The organism is Sphingomonas yabuuchiae, assembly GCF_001477495.1.
Taxonomy (GTDB): Bacteria; Pseudomonadota; Alphaproteobacteria; order Sphingomonadales; family Sphingomonadaceae; genus Sphingomonas; species Sphingomonas yabuuchiae_A.
This window is the reverse complement of the sequence record NZ_LDTF01000098.1, coordinates 1-21,031: the sequence shown is the minus strand read 5'-3', so window position 1 is coordinate 21,031 and position 21,031 is coordinate 1. Positions and strand designations below refer to the sequence as shown.

Here is a 21,031-nt window from a genome sequence, read left to right as displayed (position 1 = left end):
CAGCAACAGGCCGGTGCCGACCATCACCGCGCCCGTCAGTCCCATGACGAAATAGGCCCAGCGCAAGGCGGGTCCCGCAAAACCGGCGATGTGCAGGCCCAGCATGACCCCCGCCGTGTCGATCGCGACGGCGGCATCGCCGCTGCGGCTGAGCAGGCGGCCGGTCGCGCCGTCATAGGTGGCGGTCGGGGTGCGAGAGTTGATCGCGCCGCGCTTGGCCTGGGCGATGGTGATACGGGCCGCCGCATCGCCGGGGTTCTGGACGATGACGCGGGTGGCGGGGCCGCCCAGCCGCTGTTCGGCGTCGCGCACCAGCGGCGCGATCGCGACCAGCGGACGCCGCACGCCGCTGGCGGGTACGTCGGCGGGGGTGCCATAGGCGGTCTGCATGAACTGGGCCGGTGAGGCATAGTTCATCAGCACCGGCCAGGGCATGTACATCGTCACCAGCGTGATCAGCCCGGTATAGGTGATCATCGCATGATAGGGCAGGCCGAGCACCGCCGAGACATTGTGCGCGTCGAGCCAGCTGCGCTGCCCCTTGTTCCAGCGCAAGGTGAAGAAGTCGGCGAAGATGCGCTTATGGGTGATGACGCCCGAAATGATCGCGCCCAGCATCGCCATCGCGCACAGCCCCGCCAGCCAGCGACCCCAGGGGTGCGGCAACTGAAGCTGGAAATGGAAGCGATAGAATTGTTCGCCGCCCTTGGTCTCGCGCGCGGTCAGGGGGACGCCGCTGACCGGATCGAGGTCCAGTTCGTCGCCGCGTATCCTGGGATCGGGCTTGGCGGGGATTCGGAAGATGCGGGTCGCGACCGTCCGCGCGTCGGGCAGGTAGATATACCATTGCAGATCGTCCGGCCCGACCCGCGACAGATAGCGCGTGGCCGAGTCCGCCGCCTGCGCCGGTGACGCGGCCTCGGTGCGGATTTCGGGCTGCATCCAGCGGGTGATCTCGGGCCGGAAATAGGCCGAGGTGCCGGTCAGGAACATGGTGAACAGGATCCACCCGGCGATCAGGCCCAGCCAGCCATGCGCCCAGGCCATGGTCTGTCGCAGCCCGCGCGGTGCCGCCGCCGCGCTCACGGCCGCACGCCCAGCAGCTTGAGCATCACCGCCATCGCCAGCGCCCCGCCCCAGATCACCGCGCTGATCCGGCCCAGCCGGACCTCGTGCAACGCCCAGAGGCCGATCCCGGCATAGAGCAGGAAGGACAAAACCATCGGCCAGCCGGTCGCCTCGACCCGCGCCGTCGCATCGGGTGCGGGGAGCAGGCGCGCGGTCAGCATCGCGGCGGCGACGGCAAAGGCATAGCCGCCGAGAATCGCCGTGATCCAGCGCCACGCCATGGCGAAGCCGCTCCGCCAACGGCCTCCGCCTCGTTCGTCCATGGCCTGGCCCGATGCCACCCGCGCTTTCCCCTTGTCATCCTGAGGGCATCGCTTTAGCAGCATTTGAGAGTCACTATCAATAGCAGGGAGTAAATTTATGCGCGCACTTCGCGGAGCGCTGCTGGCAGCGTGCGCCACCGGAGGAATGCTGGGCAGCGCGCTTCCTGCCCATGCGATGACCCTGTCCGACGAGGACCAGCAGCGGCTGCGCAACGAGGATATCGTGGTCGAGGGACAGCGCGAGAAGAAGAGCGCGTCCTCGGGCACCAAGACCGATGTGCCGCTGATCGCGACGGCGCAGAGCATCACTGTGATCGACCAGGAGGAATTGACCCGGCGCAACGCGCTGTCGATCAACCAGGCGCTCGGCTATGTCGCGGGCGTCGCGCCCAACCAGCGCGGCAATGTCGCCACGCGATACGACCAGCTTTTCCTGCGCGGCTTCGCGCCGGGCGTATTCATGGACGGGATGCGACTAATGGGCGGCGTGTATGCCAGCCCACAGGTCGATTTCCATCTGGTCGAGTCGGTCGATGTGGTGAAGGGCCCGGCGGGTGTCACCTATGGCTCGGGCACGCCGGGCGGGCTCATCAACCTGACCAGCAAGCTGCCCTATGCGGGGCCGGGCGGGCGAATCGAACTGGCGGCGGGCAATTATGCGCTGCTGCGCTCCAGCATCGACGTGAACCAGCCGCTGGATGCGAACGACCGCTGGCTGTTCCGCATGATCGCGGGCGCCGAGGAATCGGACGGCTTCATCCAGCGTACCGCCAATCGTCGCTATTATGCGCGCCCCATGCTGACCTTTGCGCCCGATAAGGCGACCAGCGTGACGCTGATCCTCAACTATCAGCGCGACCCCGAGTCGGGGTCCTATAGCGGCGTGCCCGTCTATGGCTCGGCGCTGCCCAATCCGTTCGGCGTGCTGCCGGTCGATTTCAACACCTCGGAGCCGTCCTACGAGGCGTTCGACCGGACGCAGAAATCGGCGACGATCCTGTTCCGCCATGACCTGAACGACCGGCTGAGTTGGACCACCAACGCGCGTTACCTCGCAATCGGGCTGCATTACCGGCAGATTTATGGCTCGGGCTATGTCACGCGCGGCGGGAATAGCGATCTCTCGACCCTGCAACGCGGCGGCGGCGGATCTGATGAAGCGTTCCAGACCTTCACGATCGACAATCATCTGGTCGGCAAGCTCGACACCGGCCCGGTCAAGCACACCATATTGGGCGGCGTCGACTGGCAGCATAATCGCGGCGAGAACTACCAGGCCTTCTACACCGGGCAGAATGCGAACCCGGTGTTCAACATCCCCAATCTCAGCCTGTTCGCGCCGGTTTACGGCGTGCCGCTGCCCAGCTTCCCGATCACCCAGACGCACAATTACACCAAGCGCGATCAGGTCGGCGTCTATCTGCAGGACCAGATCGCGATCGGCGGCCTGCAACTGATCGCCAGCGGGCGTTGGGACACCTACAACCAGACGACGCAGAATCTGAACACCAATGCCGTCACCCGTCTGAACCAGACGGCGTTCACCACCCGGCTGGGCGCGCTGTATGAAACGAAGATCGGCCTCTCGCCCTTCGGCAGCTATTCGGAGAGCTTCGAGCCGCAGGCGGGCAGCACCTGGGATGGCAGCAACTTCATCCCCGTCACCGGCCGCCAATATGAGGCCGGGCTGAAATATCAGCCGCGCGGCACGACCGCCTTGTTCACCCTGTCCGCCTTCGACCTGCGGCGCCGCAACGTGCCGGTCGCCGATCCGCGCGCGGGCACCGGCAATATCCCCAGCAATTCGCAGGTGCAGATCGGCGAAGTCTCGGTGCGCGGGATTGAGTTGGACGGGCGCGGCACGGTCGCCCCCGGCTTCGACGTGGTCGTCGCCGCCACCTATAACGACCCCTATGTCCGGCAGGGCACGCCCGTGGTCGGTACCGGCGACCAGATGAGCGGCGTCACCGGCACGCGGCCCTTGGGCGTGCCGCAATGGAGCGCGTCGAGCTTCCTGTCCTATGATCTGGGCAAGGCGGGTGTCGGCAGCGCGCTGGGCGGCCTGAGCCTGGGGGCCGGGGTGCGCTATGTCGGCGAATCGGACGGCACCGCGACCACGGTGGCTGCGGGCCGCACCGTCGTCCGCCGTTTTCAGTCGCCCGATTACTGGCTGGCCGATCTGATGCTGGGCTATGATCTCGGCCGGGTCAGCCCGGCGATGGAGGGGCTGAGCCTGACCGCCAACGTCGCCAACCTGTTCGACAAGCGCCACATCACCAGCTGTTTCTTTAACAATGGCTGCTATTACGGGGCATCGCGGACCTTTGTAGGCAGCCTGCGCTATTCTTGGTAAGGCGCACCCGATTCATTCGCATTTGACGTGTCCGTCCCGCCCGCCGACCGATCGGCGGGGCCGGGGCGCAAAGGAGTTTTGAGGTTTGTCGACCGATACTGCCCTGCCCGAACTGACCCCGACCACGGCGCTGAGCGTCGAGACGGTTCAGAGCGTCCATCACTGGAACGAGCATCTCTTCTCCTTCTCGGTGTCGCGCCCCGACAGCTTCCGCTTCCGCTCGGGCGAGTTCGTGATGATCGGGCTTCAGGGCGACAACGGCAAGCCGCTGCTTCGCGCCTATTCGGTCGCCAGCCCGTCCTATGACGAGAAGCTCGATTTCCTGTCGATCAAGGTCGAGGACGGCCCGCTGACCAGCAAGCTGCAAAAGGTGCAGCCCGGCGACAACATCTATCTGGGCCGCAAGCCCACCGGCACCCTGGTCGCCGACGCGCTGCTGCCCGGCAAGCGGCTGTTCATGCTGTCGACGGGCACGGGCCTCGCGCCCTTCCTGTCGGTCGCCCGCGACCCGGACATCTATGACATGTTCGACGAGGTGGTGATCGTCCACTCGGTTCGCCGCGTCAGCGACCTGGCCTTCCACGACGAGCTGGCGGGCAAGCTGGCCGACGATCCGCTGGTCGGCGACGTCGCGCAGGAGAAGTTCCACTATGTGCCCACCGTCACGCGCGAGCCGTTCCACACCACGGGTCGCATCGACGCGCTGATCGACGATGGCCGGTTGTTCGCCGGGCTCCCCAGCCAGCACGGCTTCAACCCGGAAACCGACCGGATCATGATGTGCGGCAGCATGGAGATGATCAAGTCGCTGGGTGCCAAGTTCGAGGACATGGGCTTCCCCGAAGGCTCGAACGCGCAGCCGGGCGCGTACGTGATCGAAAAGGCGTTCGCGGGGTAAGCACCGCCCTTGCCATCGGCACGACCCCGGCGGAGGCCGGGGCCCAGTTGCCAAGGTGGCGAGGGGCATTGCGACAAGGCGGGGGAGGCAAAAGCGAGCGGGTCGCGATGGCCTCCCCCGCATCGTATTGGCCTATCGTGAGCTGTGCCGATCCTGGGCCCCGGCCTTCGCCGGGGTCGTGATCAATCTATACTCGGTACTCCCGCGACATTTGTCGCCGTCGACGGCACATTTGTGCGACATTTGCGTCCTAACGCCCGAACCCTCGGACAAGGGAAAAGGGACGGACATGCGGCTTTGGGCGGGTTTGATGCTGGCGAGTGCGATGCCGGCGATCGCGCAGGCGCAGGTCTCGACCGAGCCTGCCCCGCAGGCCCCGGCCCCCTCGACGACGGCCGTGCCCGCCGTTTCCGCGCCCACGACGCCGCAAGGGCAGACGGCCAGCCCGGTCCGGACCCAGGCGCAGCCCGAGGTCGAGGAGGAGGGCGAGGAGGCGGAACCCGATGTCGTCGTCACCGCGCGCCGCGAACCGGGCAAGGTGATCGGCGACATCCCCCCCGACCAGCAGCTGAGCCCCGCCGACATCCGCTCCTATGGCGTGTCGAGCGTGTCCGACCTGCTCACCGAACTCGCGCCGCAGACGACCAGCGGGCGCGGCGGATCGCCGGTGATCCTGCTCAACGGCCGCCGTATCGCGGGCTTCCAGGAAATCCGCGACCTGCCGACCGAGGCGATCCAGCGCGTCGATATCTTCCCCGAGGAAGTGGCGCTGAAATACGGCTATCGCGCCGACCAGAAGGTGGTGAACTTCGTCCTGCGCCCGCGTTTCCGCTCGCTGGCGGCCGAGGCGGTGGGCAAAGTGCCGACGCAGGGCGGCTCGGCGATGGAGCAGGGCAAGCTCGACTGGTTGCAGATCCGCCGCGACAAGCGGCTGAGCATCCACACCGATTTTTCCAACACCTCGCGCCTGACCGAGGCCGAGCGCGGCATCGTCGCACCCGGCTCGAACGCCTCGCTGGGCGGCAATATCGTCACCGCCGACCCTAGCCTCGCCGCGCTGACCGGCACCAGCCCCAGCGTGGTGGGTATCCCCGGCGGCCTGACCGCCGCGCCGTCGCTGGCGCAGCTCGCGGGCAGCCCGGCGACGAGCACCGACGTCACCCCCTATCGCACGCTGCAATCGGCGCAGCGGCAATGGGACGCCAATATCGTCTATTCGCGCAACATCTTCGACAAGGTGTCCGCCTCGTTCAATGCCGAGGTGCAGACGACGCAGAGCAACAGCTGGAACGGCCTGCCCTCGGCCAATCTGGTGCTGCCTGCGGGCAATCCCTATTCGCCGTTCGGGACGGCCGCGACGGTCAGCCGGTTGACCGATGCCTATGGCCCGCTGGTCCAGAACAATACCGGGCTGACCGCGCATCTGGGCACGGTGTTCAATGGCGATATCGGACGGTGGCGCTGGTCGGTGACGGGCGCCTATGACCGGGCCGAGAGCCGGGTGGCGACCGATACCGGGCTGGACGTGGCGGGGCTGCAGGCGCGGCTGAATGCGGGCGATCCGACCGCCAATCCCTATGGCCCGCTGAACGGCCTGGGGCTGGCGGCGCGCAATTTCGCGCGGTCGACCTCTTCGTCAGGACAAGTCGACGCCCTTCTCAACGGCCGGGTCTTCGCGCTGCCCGCGGGCGATGTGCAGGCCAGCGTGAAGGTCGGCGGGCAGACCAGCGATTTCTCCAGCAGCTCGACCCGGTTCGGCATTCCGCAATCGGGTGACGTGTCACGCGACATCGTCAACGGCCAGGCCAATCTGGACCTGCCGATCGCGAACCGTAACCGCCAGATCCTGAGCGCGATCGGCGACCTGTCGCTGAACCTGAATGTCGGGGCGGATCACCTGTCGGACTTCGGCACGCTGACCACGGTCGGCTATGGTGCGAACTGGTCGCCGCTGGAGGGCGTACGCGTCATCGCCTCCTGGACCGATCAGGAGGACGCCCCGACCGCGCAGCAGCTGGGCAATCCGTCGATCACCACGCCCAATGTCCGTCTGTTCGACTATGTGCGCGGCACGACCGCGACGATCACGGCGGTGACGGGCGGCAATCCGAATCTGGTCGCGGACAATCGCCATGTCATGAAGCTGGGCCTGACGCTGAAGCCGTGGCGCGACCGCGACATCAACCTGACCGCCAATTACTACCGGATCGACACCGACGATCCGATCGCGTCCTTCCCGACGCCGACCGCCGCGATCGAGGCGGCGTTCCCCGACCGTTTCACGCGCGATGCCTCGGGCAATCTGCTGCGCGTCGATTCGCGCCCGATCAACTTTGCGAATACCGAGCGGTCGCAGCTGCGCTGGGGCTTTAACTTCTCCAAGCCGATCAAGTCGAAGATCCAGAAGGAACTGGAGGCGTTCCGCGCCGGGACCGGCCCCAATCCCTTTGCCGGGCTGAACTTTCCCGGCCGTCGTGGCGATGGCGAAGGCCCGCGGCGTGAGGGGCAGGGCGGCCCCGGTGGCCCGGGTGCGGGCGGGCCTGGCGGTCCGGGTGGTCCCGGTGGCGGCCCGGGCGGCGGCGGTTTCCGGGGCGGCGGCTTCGGCGGCGGACGCGGCGGCGGTGGCGGGCGCGTGCAGTTCGCGCTCTATCACACCTGGACCTTTGCCGATCGGGTGACGGTGGCAGAGGGTGGCCCGGTCCTCGATCTGCTGCGCGGCGATGCGATCGGGTCGAGCGGCGGCACCTCGCGGCATCAGGTCGAGGCGCAGGCGGGCTATTCCAACAACGGCATCGGCGTACGCCTGTCGGGCAATTGGCAGAGCGCGACGCGGGTCAATGGCGGCACCCCCGCCAATCCGCAGGCGCTCGATTTCGGCAGCCTGGCGACGGTCGACCTGCGCCTGTTCGCCGATCTGGGCCAGCGGCTGGACCTGTTGAAGGCCCATCCCTGGCTGCGGGGCACGCGGGTCAGCCTGTCCTTCGACAATCTGTTCAACCAGCGGCAGCGCGTGACCGATGCCAACGGGACCGTGCCGATCGGCTATCAGCCGGGCTATCTCGATCCGCTCGGTCGGACCGTCCGATTGTCGATCCGCAAGCTGTTCTTTTGAAAGATCACGCCCTTTCGGGGGCAAAGCACATCCGAAACGGGATCAATTTGGGATCGCTAGCGCAAGATTTTGGTTAACCTACACTAATTTCGCTGGCATCCCACGCCCTCAGGAATTGCGGCGCCGCGATGGAAACGGAATAAATTCGGGGCAGTGACGTCGGCCAGCGTCGATAGCGGGGGATATATGGATCGGGGCGGAGAGGTCATGGGTGACCGCTATCACGGGCAGGTCGACGATCTGGGGGACGCGATCGACGATCGCCTTCGCCGCATTCGGGACGAGCTTTCCGCCGTGGAGTCGATGGTTCGCCAGGATCATGAAAAGCGGATCAGTTCGGCGGATATCGGTGCGATCCTGCGTGCCGCGCGGGAGGGGATCGGGGGATATTTCAATCCGGACCTGTTCGCCGATCCGGCCTTCGACATGCTGCTGTTCGTATTCCTGGAGGAAGAGGCGGGACGCAGCGTGGAAACCAGCGCCTGCTACCGCGCCTCGGGTGTGCCGCGCACCACGGCGGTCCGCTGGATCAACATGCTGGTGTCGATGGGGATGTTCCACAGCACGCCGCATCCGACCGATCGTCGGCTGGCGCTGCTGAGCCTGGGCGAGGGCACGCGCGCCTCGGTCCGGCAATGGCTGGAGGGTCTGCGCCCGCTGGTCGAGCGGATCGCGATGCGCCCGGCAATGGCCACCAAGCCGGTTGCTGACGGATAAGAACTGGGGCCGGGGCGGCGGTGTCAGGCCGCCTTGGCCATCCGCGTTCGCAGCCGGTCCGCCAGCGTCTCCAGCGTCACCCCGTCGATCCGCGCCGCGACCGGCGCATCGGACCGCAGGATGTCGGCGATCGCCAGCTGCGACTGGGTGATCCGGTCGACCGCCTGGATGCTGACCATATGGCGGCGCAGCGTATCGGGATCGCTGCCCAACTCATAGGCCAGGTCAGCGAGCGAACGGGTCAGTTCGACCAGCTCGTCCGCCAGCGCCCGGGCGAGGGCCGGTTCCATGGCCCCCTCCGTCATTTGCTGCACAGTTTCACGATGTTGGCGAAGATCGCATCGCCCGCCACCGGCTGCGACACCGCGCCCTTGTTCAGCGTGAAGTCGGTGCCGTTGCGACCGATGGCATAGGCGCCACCCGCCAGCATCGCGCGCAGACCCGCCGAGCCGTCCTCGTCGTCCAGCGCGAGCAGCACGCCCAAGCCGTTGCCGCCCGCCGCCTTGGCGACCGAGGCGAAGAGCAGCGAGATGGACGGCCGCTCGCCCGCCACGGGCTCGCGGGCCAGCAGGCGCAGGGTGCCGTTCGGCCAGGTGTCGACGACCATGTGCGTCTCGCCCTGCGGCGCGAAATAGATGGTGCCCTGTTCCACCTTCATGCCATCGGTCGCCTCGACCACCTTGGGCGCGATCTGCTCGCGCAGCTGCTCGATCATCGGGGTCAGCAGGCCCGGCGACATCTGCTGCACGACCAGGGTCGGCGGGCAGTTGGCGGGGAAGTTCTGGAACAGGTCGAACAGCGCCTGGGTGTTGGCGGCATCCGCACCGATCGCCAGCAGGCGGCCGTTCCAGTTGATGTCGGCGACCGGGCCCTTGCGGCCCTTGGCCGCCTTGCCGCGCTTCAGATCGGCATTGCGGGCCGACTTGATCCGCTTGCCCAGCTTGCCGATGATCGCGTCCAGTTCGGCTTGCACCGCGACCTTGGGCTTGGGGAAACAGTCGATCGCGCCGAGGCGCAGCGCCTCGACCGATTCCGCGGCGCCCGCGGCGGTCCGGGTCGAGAACATGATGACCGGCATCGGCCGCTCCTCCATGATCTCGGCCAGATATTCCAGGCCGCTCATGCCGGGCATCTCGACGTCCAGCGTCATGACCTCGGGGCGATACTGGTCGACCATCTTGCGCGCTTCGGCCGCACCGTCGGCGGCCCCCACCACCTGCACGCCCTTGATGCGTTCGAGCGCGCCCGAGATGAGGACCCGCATCGTCAGCGAGTCGTCCACGACCAGAACCTTAACGTCCGCCATTACTCAATACCTTCCAACGGAAACGCCGTTACGTCTTGAAAAACATGGGATTACGCGGCTTCGGCCGTCAATGTCACGCTATCGGTCAGGCGATCAAGCGCCAGGATCAGGATCAGCCGCTGTTCGATCGTGGCCAGCCCTTCCAGATAATGTGCCGCCGTCGCGTCGCCCATGTCGGGCAGCGGCTGCATCGCTTCGGGGGGAATGGTCACGATGTCGTTCACCGCATCGACGATCAGGCCCTGAAGCTGCTCGCCGATCCGCACCACGATGATGACATGGCGCGCGCTGGGATCGGTCACGCCCCAGCCCAGCCGGTGGCGCAGGTCGAGCACCGGCAGGACCACGCCGCGCAGATTCACCACGCCGCGCACATGGGCGGGGACGTTGGGCAGCGGGGTCGCGGGCGACCAGGCGCGGATTTCGCGGATGGCCATGATGTCGACGCCCAGGATCTGGTCGCCGAGCTGGAACGTGATGAGCTGACGCGACATGGTCGGGTTCCTCAGGAAAGGGGGATCAGTGCAGCACGCGACGGATGGCCGCGGCGAGCTTTTCGGGGTTGAACGGCTTGACGATCCAGCCGGTGGCGCCCGCCTCGCGCGCGCGCGCCTTCTTCTCGTCCGAGCTTTCGGTGGTCAGCACCAGGATGGGCAGGTTGCGATGGCCGGGCTGGCGGCGCAGCGCCTCGATCAGGCCGAACCCGTCCATGCGGGGCATGTTGATATCGGTGATGACGAGGTCCGGCACGGTGTCGGGCGTCACGCCGTCGAGCGTATCGAGCGCGTGAACCCCATCCTCGGCCTCGAGCACCCGATATCCCATATCGGTGAGCGCGGCGCGCAGAAGCATTCTCATGCTGGGCGAATCGTCCACGGTCATGATGAGTTGGGACACGAACTGGCCTTTCCGGTGAGGATCGAGAGACATTAGAAGAATTCCACATCGCCGGTGGCGGCGGGTGGTGGCGGCGGAGCGGGGCGGGCGACACGCGGCAGCGGCACGGCGGTGTCGGTCACGTGACGGCAGCGGGCGAGGCCGAGGGCAGGGCGAAACTCGACGCGACGGGCGCTGACGCCGCCGACATCCTCGCCGACCAGCGCGATGCGCTCGTCCGCCAGGAAGCGGCGGGCGAACTGCGCATTGGCGGTGCCGATGTCGCGAAAGCCGTCACGCATCATCGCGCCGCCGAACAGCCTGGCCTTCAGGCTGTGCCGCTGTGCGCCGAGCGCCATCATCGCGTTGATCAGAACTTCCATCGCATACACACCATAGCGCTGCATGGATTTAGGATCGGTTTCCGCGACACCCGGTTCGGCGAGCAAAAAGTGGTTCAATCCGCCGATTCCGGCGATCGGGTCGTACAGGCATGCCGAAATGCAGCTGCCGAGCACGGTCGTCAGCACCACGTCCTTGTCCTGGCTGACTCGCGTCTCGCCCTGGATGACGTTGATTCGGCGAAGGCCGTCACCCCGCGCCAGCCGGGTGAAGGGCACAGGCGACGGCGGGGGGAGGGAGCTGGCCATGGCGGGGATCACGCCCGGCACCGGTCGATCAGCGCGGGCGCGATCCGGGTCAGCGTCAGCTGCCTGGTCACCGCGCCGATTTCCTGCGCGACGCCGGGCATGCCATAGACGACGCAGCTGTCGCGATCCTGGCCGATGGTCATGCAGCCCTTGCCGCGCATGGCGAGCAGGCCGTCGGCCCCGTCCCGGCCCATGCCGGTCAGGATGGCGCCCACCGCCTTGGCCCCGACCGTCTTGGCAACGCTGTGGAATAGGCGGTCGACTGAGGGACGATGGCCGCTGACCGGATCGTCGGGGATCAGGCGCGCGCGATATTGGCCGTCGACGCCGCCGACCTCCATGTGATGCGTGCCGCCGGGTGCCAGATAGACATGGCCCGCCACCAGCGGCTGGCCATGGCGCGCCTCGGTCACGGTCGGCTTGGACAGCCGGTCGAGCCGGGCGGCGAAGCTGGTCGTGAAGGTGGCGGGCATATGCTGGCAGATGACGGTCGGCGGGCAGTTCGCCGGAAAGCCGCTCAGCACCTGGATCAGCGCCTCGACGCCGCCGGTCGACGCGCCGATCGCGATCAGCGAGCCGGGGATCGGCTTGAAATCGGCCATCGGCGTGGGCGCGGCGGGCGCCATGTCGCGCACGCGGATCCGGCGGCTGCTGGCGGCGGCCTTCACGCTTTCGGCGATGCGCGGGTCGATGCAATTGGTCGCGGGCTTGGCGCAGCATTCGACCGCGCCCAGCTCCAGCGCGCGGATCGTGGTGTCCGCGCCCGCCTGGGTCAGGGTGGAGAGCATGACCACCGGCATCGGACGCAGCCGCATCACGCGCTCGAGGAAGTCGAGGCCGTTCATGTCGGGCATCTCGACATCCAGCGTGATGACATCGGGGTCGAGCGCCTTGATCATCTCACGCGCCTGGTGCGGGCCGTTGGCGGCGCCGACCACTTCGATATCGGGGTCGCGACTCAACATGCCCGCGATCAGCGCACGCATGGTGGGGGAATCGTCGACAATCAGGGTACGTACGGCCATCAGGATACTTTCTGGAAAGCGGTGCGACCGATGCAGTGAAAGCGCGCCGATACTTCCGGCGGGATGCGCTCGGCATGACCAATATAAAGGGTGCCGCCGTCGACCAGCTGGTCGGCGAAGCGGGCGAGCAATTGGGCTTTGGTCGGGTCGTCGAAGTAGATCATGACGTTGCGGCAGAAGATCACATCGAAGGGCCGCCGCATCGGCCAGTTGCGAAGCAGGTTGAGTTCACGAAACGCAATCGGGTTGCGCAGCGCGGGGAGCAGTTCGTCCGTATCGCCGACGCGGCGACACCAGGTCGATCGCATCGCGGCGGGCATGGCGCGAGTGGTGTCCAGCGGATAGCGGCCCGCGCGTGCGGTCGCGATCACGCTGGGCGACAGGTCGGTCGCCAGCACGCGGAAATCCTGGGTCGCCAGCTTCTCGGCGGCGCGGACATCCTGGCCCGCGATCGTCATCATCAGCGAATAGGGCTCCTCGCCGCTGGAACAGGCGGCGGACCAGACCCGCACCCGCCCGCCGCTCGCCAGACGCTGCGAGAAGCCGGGCCAGAGCTGGTCGCGGAAATGTTCGAAATGATGATTTTCGCGGAAGAAGGAGGTGTGGTTCGTGGTCAGCGAATCGACCGCGCGGGCGCGCTCGGCCGGATCGCTGGCGATCAGCGCGAGATAATCGGGAAAGTTGCTCAGACCGCAGGCGCGCAGGCGCCGGGCCAGCCGCCCATAGATCAGCTTCGCCTTGCTCTCGGGCAGCAGGATGCCCGATTCGGCGTAAATGATGTCGGCGATCGCGCGGTGATCGGACGCCGAAAAGGCGAACTCCATCTCCCGCTGCGGTTCGCGCGACGCCAGGGCGGCAAGCGCGTTCACGCGGCCATATCCTCGAGGAAGGCGCTCGGCCCACGCCCGTCACGGCGCCAGCGGCCGATCAGCGCGTCGACGTCGAGAATGAGCGCGACCCGGCCGTCGCCCAGGATGGTCGCTCCGGCCAGCCCGTGGATGGCGCGGTAATTGGCCTCCAGGCTCTTCACGACGACCTGACGCTGGTCCTGGATCGAATCGACCATCAGCACCGCCTGGCCCTGGTCGCTTTCGACCACGATCAGCACCGCGTTTTCGGGCTTGGCAATCGCGCCGGTCACGCCCAGCTGCTCGCCGACGCGGTGGACGGGGACATAGGTGCCGCGCACGTCGAGCAACGGCGACTGGCCGCCGACGACATGCACCTCGTCGATGCCCGGACGCAGGCTTTCGACGATATGGGTCAGCGGGATGACGAAGGTCTGGTCGCCGACGGTGACGATCATGCCGTCGAGCACGGCGAGCGTCAGCGGCAGGCTGAGCGAGAAGCTCGATCCCTTGCCCAGTTCGGACTGGATGCCGATGCGGCCGCCCAGCGCCTGGATGTTCTTGCGCACCACGTCCATGCCGACGCCGCGACCCGAGATGTTGGAGACGACGGCGGCGGTCGAGAAGCCGGGGGCGAAGATCAGATTGTCGATCTCCTCCTCAGACAGCTGCGCATCGGGGGCGATGATGCCGCGCTCGATCGCCTTGGCCTTGACGCGCGCGCGGTCGATACCGCGCCCGTCATCGGCGACGGTGATGACGATCCGGCCCGACTGGTGCGCGGCCGACAGCGTCACAACGCCCTCGCCGTCCTTGCCCGCCGCCTTGCGATCGGCGGGCGTTTCCAGCCCATGGTCGACCGCATTGCGGATCAGATGGGTCAGCGGCTCGCCGATGCGCTCGACCACGGTCTTGTCGACCTCGGTCATCTCGCCCTCGACTTCCAGGCGGACGCGCTTGCCGGTCTCGACCTCCAGTTCGCGGATAATACGCGGCACGCGGCTGAAGACGGTCTTCATCGGCTGCGCGCGGATCGCCATGGTCGAATCCTGGAGCTCGCGCGTCAGGTGGTCCAGGTCGGACAGCTCGGGGATCGAGCCCATCTCGTTTTCGCTCAGGCGCTGCGCCAGCATCGCCTGGGTGATGACCAGCTCGCCGACCAGGTTGACCAGCCGGTCCAGCTTGTCGAGGTCGACGCGGATCGTCTGGGCGGCAGCGGCGGCGACACGCGGGCTGCTCGCCGCCTCGACCACCGATACGACCGGTGCGGGGGGCGCCGCGGGCGCGGGAGCGGGGGCCACCACCGGAGCAGGCGCGGCGGCGACCGGTGCGGGTGCCGGTGCGGCGACCGGGGCGACGGGCGCAGGGACCGGCAACGGGATCACATCGGCGATCGGCTCGGCAATGGCCGGTTCGACCACGATCTCGGGTTCGGCGATGGCCATCGCCATCGCGGGATCGGCGCGGGTGACGGTCAGGCGGCATTGCGGGTCGGCAAAGTCGAAGACCGCGCGGATATCGTCCTCGTCCAGCGTGCCCGGCAGCGCCATGGTCACGCCGATATAGGCACGCTCGGCGTCCAGCCCGTCGAGCTGCGGCAGCTCGGACAGGTCGGCCGACAGCGTCCGGCCGCCCATGCGCGACAATTCGCGCAGCGCCAGCATCGGCTCGGCACCATGATCGAACGCGCGTGGGCCGGGATGAACCGAGACGATCCACTCGGCCGGGCCCGCCGGTTCGGCGGCGGGGGCCGGATCCTCGAGCATCGCGAACAGCGCGTCGAAATCGTCCAGCGCGGCGGCGGCGACATCGGAGGTCGGGGCGGCGAAAGCGATATCGGCGACGGGTTCCGGCTCGGCGACGGCCGCCACTGCGCCACCGATCTCGCCCTGGGCGGCGGCGGCCAGCCGGTCGAGCATCGCCTGGTCGGCGGGCATCCCGCCCTCGCCGCGCGCCGCGGCGACATGGTCGGCCAGCGTGTCGAACGCGGCGACGATCAGGTCGATCAGCGGCTCGCTGAGCGGCAGCGTACCGTTGCGAATCAGGTCCAGCAGGGTTTCGTAATGATGCGAGAAATGCTGGAGCCGCTCATGGCCGAAGGCGCCCGCGCCGCCCTTGATCGAGTGGACCGAGCGGAAGACGGTGTTGATCGTCTCGTCATCGTGGCGGTCGCGCTTCAGGTCGGCAAAGGCGGTTTCGAGCGCGCCGAGACCTTCCTCACATTCCTGGAAGAAAATCTGCTGAATCTCGTCGAGGTTCATCGGTCAGGCCTTTCAGGCGGCGGCGACGAGGCTGTCGAGCCCCGCCAGCGCGATCATCGAAGCCAGCGGCTCGGATGGACTGTTCAGTTCGAAATCGGTCGGGATCGATGCGGCCATCGCTTGGGCGCTGGCGAGGACCTGAAGGCAGGCCTGGCCCGCCTGCGCCACCTGCGACCCGTCGAGCGTGATCGGGTCGCCCGACGCGATCAGGTCGAGCAGCGCCTGACGCAGCGGAACGGCGGCGGCGGTGTCGAGCACGGGGGCAAGGGACAGAGCGGTCACGGCGAGACTCCAGTCGCGGGTTTCGGGACGCAGCATGGCGCGGAGGTCGTTAAGAAAGCGTGGGTTAACCGAATTTTACGCTTTGCCCCCCGACCGGCGCACCTGCGCATGCCGGGGGCGAGCCGATCAGAATTCGGTCCAGTCGTCGTCGCTGACCGCGAGCGCGGCATTCCCCATCGATGCGGGCGGGGCGTGATGCGGCACCTGATTCGGGGCCGGAGCGGCGGCAGGACGCGCGCCTTGTGCGATGCGGCGGCTGGCGGCGGCCACGCGCTGTTGCAACTGATGGACCGGCTGGACGGGGGCGGCGAAATGGCCGGACTTGCTCTCGATGCGGAAGCGCGAGATTTCGCGCGCCAACCCATCGGCCTCGACCGCCAGCGAACGTGCGGCGGCGGTGGCCTGTTCGACCATCGCGGCGTTCTGCTGCGTCACGCCGTCCATCGCGGACACGGCGGTGTTGACCTCCTGCAGCCCGGTCGCCTGCTTCTCGGCCGAGCTGGCGATATTTTCGACCAGCGTGCTGATCTCGGCGATCTGGCCGATGATCCGCTCCAGCGCCTTGCCGGTCTCGCTGACCAGGCTGACGCCCGATTCGACCTGTTCGGAACTGGCGAGGATTCGCGACTTCACATCCTTGGCGGCGTCGGCCGAACGCTGGGCGAGCGCCCGGACTTCGGAGGCGACGACCGCGAAGCCCTTGCCCGCGTCACCGGCGCGCGCGGCCTCGACGCCGGCGTTCAGCGCGAGCAGGTTGGTCTGGAAGGCGATGCCGTCGATGACGCTGATGATCTCGGAAATCTCGCTCGACGTACGTTCGATCCCGGCCATGGCATCGACGGCGCGGCGGACGATCTCTCCCGACTGCTGCGCCTCGATCCGCGCATCGGCGACGGCGCGGTTGGCCCGGTTGGCGCCCTCGGCGGTCTGGCGGACGGTCGAGGTGATCTCGTCCATCGCGGCGGCGGTTTCCTCCAGGCTGGCGGCCTGCTGCTCGGTGCGCTGCGACAGGTCGTCCGAGGCCTGGCGGATGTCGCTGGCCCCCGAATTGATGCCGTGGGTGGCGGCCGTGACGGCGCTCATGGCGCGGCCCATCGATTCCATGGCGCGATTGAAGTCGACGCGCAGCTTGTCATATTCGGATGGGAAGGGGGTGAGGATCGTCTCGGTCAGGTTGCCCTCGGCCAGTTCGCCCAGGCCCTTGCCGAGCAGGTTGACGACGATCTTCTGCGCCTCGCCCGCCTTCTTCACATCGGCGGCGTTGCGGCGGAAGACGTGCATCGCCCGGGCCATACGGCCGATGCAATCGCGATAATCGTCATAGAGGATCTCGCGCTCGACATCGCCTGCCGCCAGATGCTCCATGGCAACGACGCTGCCGACATAAGGGTCGCAGACCAGCTTGCGGGCGACCCGCATTCCCACCAGCGATGCCAGCAGGGCGCCGGTGGCGGCGACGACCGGCCAAGTCAGGGAGAATCGGCCCTGGGCGGCAACCGTCGTTATCAGTCCGACAGCGCCGAGCCCCCCGTAGAGGACGGTCAGAAAGTCGAATTTCAGGCGGATCGGTGCCGTCTTGGCAAACCAGGACAACATAACGGCGTAACCTCCAAAACCATGAGCGAGCAGACGCGCTCGCCGGGCGCAGCGGAGGGTTCAGACGGTCACCAAGACCTCCGGCGTGTGTCCATAATGGGCAGAAACGGTAAACATCCCGTTTCACCCGCGTCACGACGCCGGAGAAACTTTGCTGGATTATTGATCTGTATTAAGGCTGCCGGCCATGCCGTTGGCGGACAATATCTCGATCCAATAGCCATCGGGGTCGGTGATGAAGGCGATATCCTTCATCTTGCCGTCCTGAGGACGCTTCTTGAACGTCACCCCCAGCGACTCGAACCGTTCGCAGGCGGCGGCGACATCGGCGACGCTGATCCCGATATGACCAAAGCCACGCGGATCGCCATTGCCGTCATGATAGCCCTTGAAGTCGGGGTCCGACTCGGTGCCCCAATTATGGGTGAGTTCCAGCGTCGTCTCCCGGTTGAAGATGAATCGGGCGCGCTCGGCCGGGTCCTGCGGGATCGTCTCGCCGTCGCCCAGATAGGCGAGGAAATAGAGCGAGAAGCGCATCTCCTCGAAATCCAGCTTCTGGAGCAGGGTCATGCCCAGCACGTCCTGGTAAAAGGCGAGCGACGGCTTGGGATCGCGGATGCGCAGCATCGTCTGGTTGAGCGCGAAGCTCTCGGTTCCGGCGGGGCGGGTCGTCATCATGAGGTCCTTGAAAAACGGCAAGGCCCTCCGCCGCAGGGGACGAAGGGCCTCGAATGATGGGAAGCGGGACGGCTCAGGCGAGCGTCAGGCCGACATCCACATTGTTACGGGTCGCGTTGGAGTAGGGGCAGACCTGATGCGCGGCATGCATCAGCTTCTCGCCCTCGGCACGATCGACGCCGGGCAGGTTCACGAGCAGGTCGACGGTGATGCCATAGCCGCCTTCCTCACGCGGGCCGAAGCCGACCTCGGCGGTGACGGTCGCGTCCTGCGGGACCTTCACGCCTTCCTTGCCCGACACCGCCTTCATCGCGCCCAGGAAACACGCCGAATAGCCCGCCGCGAACAGCTTTTCCGGGTTGGCGCCGTCACCGCCGGGGCCGCCCATTTCCTTCGGCACGACCAGCTTGACGTCGACCGAGCCGTCTTCCGACCGTGCCGCGCCGTCACGACCGCCCGTCGCCGTCGCCTTGGTCTTGTAGATCACATTCACGCCCATGTTGCTCTCCTGTGGGTCATTGATCCAGAATCGGTTCGATGGCGTCAGCGCGTCAACGTCGCGTGCGTTCCATCGCGACCTGATTAGCGCGCGGTCGCCTGAATGGAATCCGCCGACCAGCCGCCGCCCATCGCCTGATACAGGGTGATATAGGCGGTCAGCTGGTTGGCCTGTGCCTCGGCCAACGCCAATTCGGCGGTCAGCAGGCCGCGCTGCGCATCCAGCTGTTCGAGATAGGAGGAATAGCCCGCCCGGTAGCGGTTGGAGGCGATACGCAACGCATCCGCCTGCGCCGCGCGCTGCCCGGCAAGTGCCACCGCCTGTTCGCCCGAGCGGCGGACCGAGGCAAGGCTGTCGTCCACCTCGCGAAACGCGGTCAGCGCAGTGCGACGATAGGCAAAGGCGGCCTGGTCCCGCCGCGCCGCGCTGGCATCGGCCTGCGCGCGCAACCGTCCCGCGTCGAAGATCGGGGCGAGCACGCTGCCACCGATCGAGAAGATGGTGATCGGGTTCTTGAGCGCGCTCGACAGCACCACGCCCGCCGAGCCGGTCAGCCCGAGGCTGGGCAGCATCGCCGCCCGCGCGCTGTCGAGCGAGCGGTCGGCGGCGACCAGCGCCTGTTCGGCCTGTAACAGGTCGGGGCGGCGGCGCAGCAGGTCGGACGGCAGGCCGTCGGGGATGGCGGGGCGGATCAGCCGGTCGATCGGCAGCCCGCGCGGAATCGGGCCGGGCGCGCCGCCGATCAGGACGCTCAGCGCGTTTTCCTGCCGCGTGACGGCCAGGCGGGCGGCGGCGACCAGCTGCTCGGTCGCGCGATACTCGCCCTCCGCCTGTCGCAGTTCCAAATTGGAGGTATAGCCCGTCGTCGCCCGCCGCCGCGCGATGCGCAGGGCGTCGGCCCGTGCCGCCAGCGTTTCCTCGGCGATGTGCAGCCGGTGGTCGAGCGCGCGCAACGTGACGTACCCGCTCGCCACCCCGGCGGCGAGCGCCAGGCGGACCGTGTCGCGCGCCGCCTCGGTCGCCAGCAGCTGCGCCCGGGCGGCGGCACGGGCATTGCGCAGCCGGCCGAACAGGTCGAAATCGTAACTCGCCTGCACCACGGGCTGCGACCCGAACTGGTCGAGCCCGGTGCCGAAGGCGGTGACGGTGCGTCCCTCGGTCAACGGCAGGCCTGCCGTGACGTTCGGCGACAGTTGCGCGCGGGCCAGCCGTTCCTGCGCGCGCGCCTCCTCGATCCGCGCCGCCGCGCTGCCCAGATCGGGGCTGTCGGCCAGCGCGCGGGTGACGAGCGCGGTCAGTTGCGGATCGCCGAACGCCTGCCACCAGTCGGCCGCGATCGGGCTGCCCGGCCCCAGCGTCGTGCGCCAGGCGGGCGGCGGCACCACGGTGCTGGCGGTCGGGGCGGCGGGACGTTGCCCGATACACCCGGCGAGCAGCAGCGCGGCGACGATGGGGAGAGCGCCGTGCCTCATCGCACCTGCGGCCCGCCCGCCGTGTCGACGCTCGCCTGCACCGACATGCCGGGGCGCAGGCGCGCGGCCAGGGGCTGGCCCGGATCGACGCGGATCCGCACCGCGATACGCTGCGGCACCTTGGTGAAGTTGCCGGTGGCGTTGTCGGACTTCAGCACCGCGAATTCGGACCCGGCGGCTGGCGAGATCCGTTCGACATGGCCCTTCAGCCGGGCGTTGCTCAGGCCGTCGACGGTGAAGCTGGCGGGCTGTCCCACCGCCATCCGCGCGGTCTGCGCCTCCTTGAAATTGGCGATGACCCAGGTTTCGGGCGGCACGAGGAACATCAGCTGCGAACCCGCCGTCACATATTGACCCAGCCGCACGCCGACTTCGGACAGGCGGCCATCCTCGGGCGCGCGGACGATCGTGTTGGCGAGGTCGATCTGCGCCAGCCGTCGTGCGGCTTCCGCACCCGACACGCCCGCCTGCTGCCCGCCACGCCCGACCTGGACGGTGCGGACATCCTGCTGGGCGATCTCCCGCGCGGCCTTGGCCTGACGCAGCTGCGCCTGGGCTTGGCGCAGCGCGGCCAGCGTCTGGTCGCGTTCGCGCAAGGATACCGAGCCATCGGTAACCAGATCGTTGACCCGCGCCATATCGGCCTGGGCGCGCATCAGCTGCGCCTCGGCATTGGCGACGGCGGCGTCCTGGGCGGCGAGGCTGGCGGTGCGCGACGCTTGGGCCTGACGGCTGTTGGCGAGCGTGGCGGCCTGCGCCTCGACCTGCGCGCTCGCCTGGTCGACGCGCTGGCGGTAGATTCGGTCGTCGATCCGCACCAGCGGCTGACCGGCGCGCACCGTCTCGAAATCCTTAACCAGCACGGCGGTGACGTAACCGCTGACCTGCGGCGCGATCACCGTCGTGCGGCCGCGCACATAGGCGTTGTCGGTCGACTGGCGGTCGCTGGAAAAGGGTGGCAGCCGCCACGCCGCCAGCACCGCCGCGATCCCGCCGATGACCAGCAGCGCGATCAGTGCGCGCGACCGCCACCCGCCTCGGGCTGGCGTCCGCCATCGGGCGGGTGG

Annotated in this window: 20 protein-coding genes; 4 read left to right on the top strand and 16 right to left on the bottom strand. The window is 67.8% G+C overall.

The genetic code is table 11. The features are described 5' to 3' along the window. On the bottom strand, positions 1-1,086 hold a 1,086-nt coding region (locus NS355_RS15750; RefSeq protein ID WP_058746551.1), incomplete at its 3' end, for a PepSY-associated TM helix domain-containing protein. After that, entirely contained in the window at positions 1,083-1,409 is a 327-nt protein-coding gene (locus NS355_RS15745) for an iron transporter (protein WP_153008254.1), read from the bottom strand. The genes NS355_RS15750 and NS355_RS15745, both read right to left, overlap by 4 nt. A gap of 79 nt (positions 1,410-1,488) precedes the next feature. Between NS355_RS15745 and NS355_RS15740 the strand changes: the two genes are divergently transcribed. The 4 genes from NS355_RS15740 (at position 1,489) to NS355_RS15725 (ending at position 8,471) form a co-directional block, all read left to right on the top strand. Further along, positions 1,489-3,744, top strand: coding sequence for a TonB-dependent siderophore receptor (locus NS355_RS15740; RefSeq protein ID WP_058746549.1), 2,256 nt, complete (start codon positions 1,489-1,491; stop codon positions 3,742-3,744). Positions 3,745-3,829: 85 nt separating this feature from the next. After that, positions 3,830-4,642, top strand: a complete 813-nt coding sequence (locus tag NS355_RS15735) for a ferredoxin--NADP reductase (protein ID WP_058746548.1) — start codon at positions 3,830-3,832, stop codon at positions 4,640-4,642. A gap of 289 nt (positions 4,643-4,931) precedes the next feature. Further along, on the top strand, positions 4,932-7,754 hold the full coding sequence (locus NS355_RS19105; protein WP_058746547.1) for a TonB-dependent receptor domain-containing protein: 2,823 nt from the start codon (positions 4,932-4,934) through the stop codon (positions 7,752-7,754). A 186-nt stretch (positions 7,755-7,940) separates the two neighbouring features. After that, a complete protein-coding gene (locus NS355_RS15725; RefSeq protein WP_153008252.1) occupies positions 7,941-8,471 on the top strand; it encodes a hypothetical protein in 531 nt (176 codons plus the stop codon). 23 nt (positions 8,472-8,494) lie between these two features. On the opposite strand, the gene NS355_RS15720 is transcribed toward NS355_RS15725, so the two are convergent. The 14 genes from NS355_RS15720 to NS355_RS15655 form a co-directional block, all read right to left on the bottom strand. Then, the gene (locus tag NS355_RS15720; protein ID WP_236697066.1) at positions 8,495-8,761 is read right to left on the bottom strand and encodes a hypothetical protein; all 267 of its coding nucleotides are present in this window, start codon (positions 8,759-8,761) and stop codon (positions 8,495-8,497) included. Positions 8,762-8,772: 11 nt separating this feature from the next. After that, positions 8,773-9,777 (bottom strand): chemotaxis protein CheB, encoded by a 1,005-nt coding sequence (locus NS355_RS15715; RefSeq protein ID WP_058746545.1) that lies wholly within the window; start codon positions 9,775-9,777, stop codon positions 8,773-8,775. A 50-nt stretch (positions 9,778-9,827) separates the two neighbouring features. Next, positions 9,828-10,271 (bottom strand): chemotaxis protein CheW, encoded by a 444-nt coding sequence (locus NS355_RS15710; protein ID WP_042485432.1) that lies wholly within the window; start codon positions 10,269-10,271, stop codon positions 9,828-9,830. Between the two features lie 25 nt (positions 10,272-10,296). Next, positions 10,297-10,674: a response regulator gene (locus tag NS355_RS15705; RefSeq protein WP_058717546.1), complete on the bottom strand. Its 378-nt coding sequence runs from the start codon at positions 10,672-10,674 to the stop codon at positions 10,297-10,299. A 32-nt stretch (positions 10,675-10,706) separates the two neighbouring features. Further along, positions 10,707-11,303 (bottom strand): chemotaxis protein CheD, encoded by a 597-nt coding sequence (locus tag NS355_RS15700; RefSeq protein ID WP_153008251.1) that lies wholly within the window; start codon positions 11,301-11,303, stop codon positions 10,707-10,709. Positions 11,304-11,311: 8 nt separating this feature from the next. Then, complete coding sequence (locus tag NS355_RS15695) at positions 11,312-12,328, bottom strand: protein-glutamate methylesterase/protein-glutamine glutaminase (protein ID WP_058746543.1); 1,017 nt, start codon at positions 12,326-12,328, stop codon at positions 11,312-11,314. Then, positions 12,328-13,197, bottom strand: coding sequence for a CheR family methyltransferase (locus tag NS355_RS15690; RefSeq protein WP_172839597.1), 870 nt, complete (start codon positions 13,195-13,197; stop codon positions 12,328-12,330). Before NS355_RS15690 ends, NS355_RS15695 begins: the two co-directional genes overlap by 1 nt. Beyond that, entirely contained in the window at positions 13,194-15,437 is a 2,244-nt protein-coding gene (locus NS355_RS15685) for a chemotaxis protein CheA (protein ID WP_058746542.1), read from the bottom strand. Before NS355_RS15685 ends, NS355_RS15690 begins: the two co-directional genes overlap by 4 nt. A gap of 12 nt (positions 15,438-15,449) precedes the next feature. After that, positions 15,450-15,755, bottom strand: coding sequence for an STAS domain-containing protein (locus NS355_RS15680; RefSeq protein WP_058746541.1), 306 nt, complete (start codon positions 15,753-15,755; stop codon positions 15,450-15,452). Between the two features lie 90 nt (positions 15,756-15,845). Then, positions 15,846-17,315, bottom strand: coding sequence for a methyl-accepting chemotaxis protein (locus NS355_RS15675; protein ID WP_058746540.1), 1,470 nt, complete (start codon positions 17,313-17,315; stop codon positions 15,846-15,848). 159 nt (positions 17,316-17,474) lie between these two features. After that, entirely contained in the window at positions 17,475-17,990 is a 516-nt protein-coding gene (gene gloA / locus NS355_RS15670) for a lactoylglutathione lyase (protein WP_209445116.1), read from the bottom strand. Positions 17,991-18,066: 76 nt separating this feature from the next. Continuing rightward, positions 18,067-18,492 carry an organic hydroperoxide resistance protein gene (locus tag NS355_RS15665; protein WP_058746539.1) on the bottom strand — a complete coding sequence of 142 codons (426 nt, stop codon included), beginning with the start codon at positions 18,490-18,492 and terminating at the stop codon, positions 18,067-18,069. An 83-nt stretch (positions 18,493-18,575) separates the two neighbouring features. Continuing rightward, entirely contained in the window at positions 18,576-19,964 is a 1,389-nt protein-coding gene (locus NS355_RS15660) for an efflux transporter outer membrane subunit (protein WP_058746538.1), read from the bottom strand. Then, a partial coding sequence (locus NS355_RS15655) for an HlyD family secretion protein (RefSeq protein ID WP_058746537.1) occupies positions 19,961-21,031 on the bottom strand: 1,071 nt, incomplete at its 5' end. The genes NS355_RS15655 and NS355_RS15660, both read right to left, overlap by 4 nt.